At 55.7% G+C, this 3,266-nt stretch carries 4 protein-coding genes; 3 read left to right on the top strand and 1 reads right to left on the bottom strand.

The features are described from left to right. Positions 1–583, top strand: a 583-nt coding sequence (locus KP010_RS22320; protein ID WP_216281893.1) for a hypothetical protein, incomplete at its 5' end; no start/stop codon positions are given. A 700-nt stretch (positions 584–1,283) separates the two neighbouring features. Then, positions 1,284–1,667 carry a hypothetical protein gene (locus tag KP010_RS22315; protein WP_142864803.1) on the top strand — a complete coding sequence of 128 codons (384 nt, stop codon included), beginning with the start codon at positions 1,284–1,286 and terminating at the stop codon, positions 1,665–1,667. Here KP010_RS22315 and KP010_RS22310 read toward each other — a convergent pair. Continuing rightward, entirely contained in the window at positions 1,633–2,046 is a 414-nt protein-coding gene (locus tag KP010_RS22310; RefSeq protein WP_142864802.1) for a hypothetical protein, read from the bottom strand. The genes KP010_RS22315 and KP010_RS22310 overlap by 35 nt on opposite strands. Positions 2,047–2,238: 192 nt before the next feature. Here KP010_RS22310 and KP010_RS22305 point away from each other — a divergent pair, with 192 nt between their 5' ends. Beyond that, a complete protein-coding gene (locus KP010_RS22305) occupies positions 2,239–3,186 on the top strand; it encodes a toll/interleukin-1 receptor domain-containing protein (protein WP_142864801.1) in 948 nt (315 codons plus the stop codon). The last annotated feature ends 80 nt before the right edge of the window (positions 3,187–3,266 follow it).

Here is a 3,266-nt window from a genome sequence, read left to right as displayed (position 1 = left end):
TATCAACCGCCGGGACTCAACTCGCCGCTGGATGAAACTTCGGGGGCACGTCACCGCCTACATCACGCCCGACGCGATCGCGTCCATGATCGGAAAACAGAGCGCTATCGCCGCCACGACATTGTTGACCCGGCTCGGCGTGAAGCCCGTCGCCGGGCCGCCGCAGCTCCGCTTCCAGCTTTTCGACCGTCCCGTCGTCGAACATGCGATCTCCGAGTGGAAACGCGACCCCTCGATCGAAAAACGCCCCTCGCGCGACGCCGAGGACTTCCTGTACGCTGGCGACGTCGCGCGCCGACTGAAGACCATCGACACGATGGTTCCCGCGCTCATCCAAGCCGGTCTCCTGCGCGCCGATACGACCGGAAAGGCGACCATCATCGCGCGCGTCGATTTCGACGCGTTCCAAAGCGAATACGCAATGTCAAACGAGTTCATGGACGCGTTCGGGGTCGGACACGCGAAGGGCGTCACCAAGGCCCTCGCAGTCCACGGCGTCACGCCGGTCGCGGCGGATCGCCTCCCGCGCGCGCTGTTTCGACGAAAGGAGGTGGAACGGGTGGTTCGCGGAATGCGGCGCTGAATGACTCTTTTTCGAAGGCGGCAATTCGATTCACGCAGAGAGATTCGCTTTATCTGTTTCGTGCACTTTTGACTCCAATTCGCTCCAGAGGACGATCAACCGTAGCAGACGCAAAAAAACGGGAGAAGTGAGAATGCCAATTTCCAGAGCATATTGCTTTGAACTTGACGAAATAGTTACAATTACGCAAGCTCGGCGTGCGTATTTGTCGCGCAATGATAGGAGCAGACGATTCAATTTTAGCTGCACAAATGAAATATGCAGACGAAATGGCGTAGTTATATCTGGAGTAAATCACACCATTCACCCCGAGGATTCGTCAAGGTGCATAACGCCGCATTTTCGTGATATATATGAGGAAAAACACGTTGAAGATTGCGAATGGAGAGTTATAAATAATATAATTGATGTTCAGAACAAACTTGAAAACGAAGATGATCATGAGTTCTTGCAGAGGCAACTGAGACGTAAGCTTTCCGATTTCATAACTGATTTCGACCCCCGTGAAACGGAAGACCACAAAGCGTCAAATGGCCTGGCTACGCAACAAGGTGGACGCTTGGATTACCATCAAAATTTCGTAAATTTTGATGGTAATCCAAATCATGGTATGTTGCGTGTAAGGACAAGCGACCTAGAGAGACTCGTAGAGTGCTATCGAGACACATTTATTCATCTTTCTTTCGAGGAAAGATGCACTATGTCATTCAATATCGTGGGAATCTGTCGCGTTCCTATGTTTGATTACTTTAGAAAAATCTCACGCTGCCTTTCGAGCCCGTATCCTGCCGTGATTTTCGGAGACGCCTATGTTGCGGCGAGGGATCGAAGCGGCTTTACATTGGAATTCAACGAACAAGTAAACCAGCGGCCCGTGCGTATAGTAATTACACATGAAACGATGGAATCGTATAGATTCCGCAACTACCTTAAAAGCTTCATCGAGCCAAACAATCAACGTTTGTTGGCATATGTTCTTGGTACACCAACGCAAGACGAAGAACATGAATTCCGGATCGGCATCACCGACCTGCGTCGCCTAGTTCTGGTCAGAAAGTGGGCTTGGCCGGTCGAGCCGCATTGAAAGACGCGCCGATCGATGTTGCAAGCATGGCAATGAACCGCAATGCATCGAGGTCGCTCGCGACGCAGAACTCGCACTCGGTGTACCCTCCGTTCTTCCTCCATTGCGGTAGAGTGAGGTCGGGCAATTCAACATGACCGTTCGCCATTAGCGTCAGATATACGGTAGCCGTCGATCCATGGATGTCGCATGTGATGTATCGAATCCCGTGCCCGTAGGTGTAGCATCGGATCGCAGGGCGTTCTCCTGCAAGCCGGCCGACGTCCATGCAGAATTTTTGCAGTTTGGTGGCGAACTCGGCTTTCGCGATGATGCCGGTCGGGCCTGTGTCGAACAACCCGGAAGGCGCCGACGATAGCGTTTCGATTGCTGTATTCATTTGTCGCTCTTTCCAAGAAGAACCGGAAAACATTCCTCTCAGATTCGCACGGATCCGCACATCGTCAAGAGTCTTCAATTTGGTTCGCTCCATGCGCCGCATCGATCACCAAAAAGAGCGCCTCGCTGAAGCCGGGTGTCGACTGCGGCGTTCCCGGATATAAAGATATGTTTCTGGATTCGGAGAATTCCCTTGGCCCGCCTGTTCCTCTCCTACTCCCATGCCGACGAAGCTCTCCGCTCCCGTCTCGAGACGCATCTCGCGATGCTGAAACGGGACGGGCACATCGAAACATGGAATGACCGCCGCCTGAACGCCGGCGATGAATTCGATCGCGGCATCCGCGCCGAACTGGAACGCGCCGACGTGATCCTCCTGCTCATCTCGCCCGACTTTCTCGCCTCGAACTATTGCTTCGATGTCGAGGTGATGCGGGCGATGGAGCGGCATGAAGCCGGCGAAGCCCGCGTGATCCCGGTCATCCTGCGCCACTGCGACTGGCTGAACGCGCCGTTCGGGAAATTGCTCGCGGCGCCAAAGGATGGAAAGCCCGTGCAGTCGTGGCCGGATCTCGACGAGGCGTTCCTGGACGTCGTCCGCAAGATCCGCGACGCCCTGCCAGCCACCGGCCACTCTCGTGAGCCGGTCCTCCGAGCGGCGGTCGATTCCCAGAGGATATCCGAACCGGGTCCACGGTCCAGCAATCTCAGGATTCGCCAGTCCTTCACCGACGCCGACAGGGATGTCTTTCTCCACGACGGTTTCGACTACATGGCCCGCTTCTTCGAGGCATCCCTCGAAGAACTCCAAGCCAGGCACGCCTCGATCCGTACGACATTCCGGCGATTGGATGCGAACCGCTTCACCGCCGTCGTCTACCGCGCCGGCGCGGCGGTCGCCCGCTGCAAGATCGCGCTCGGCGGCATGTTCGGCAGCGGCGTCACCTTTTCATACAGCGATCAGGCCGCGGACAATTCATGCAATGAAAGCCTGAGCGTCGAGGCCGACGACCAAGGGCTTTATTTCAAAGCCATGGGAATGGCGTCCATGGGGCGCGGCGCCGACCGTCATCTGACGTTCGAGGGCGCCGCCGAATACTATTGGGGTCTCCTTATCGAGCCGCTCCAGAGGGTGCGGTGAGGTTTCGGGCAATCGTTGGGTATCAGCGGTCTTATGTAGCAGCCGCCACTGGCTTCCTCTACTGGCGCGGATTTTGAAGC

This window comes from Methylosinus sp. KRF6 (assembly GCF_018887255.1).
Taxonomy (GTDB): domain Bacteria; phylum Pseudomonadota; class Alphaproteobacteria; order Rhizobiales; family Beijerinckiaceae; genus Methylosinus; species Methylosinus sporium.
This window is presented reverse-complemented; position numbering and strand designations above follow the sequence as displayed.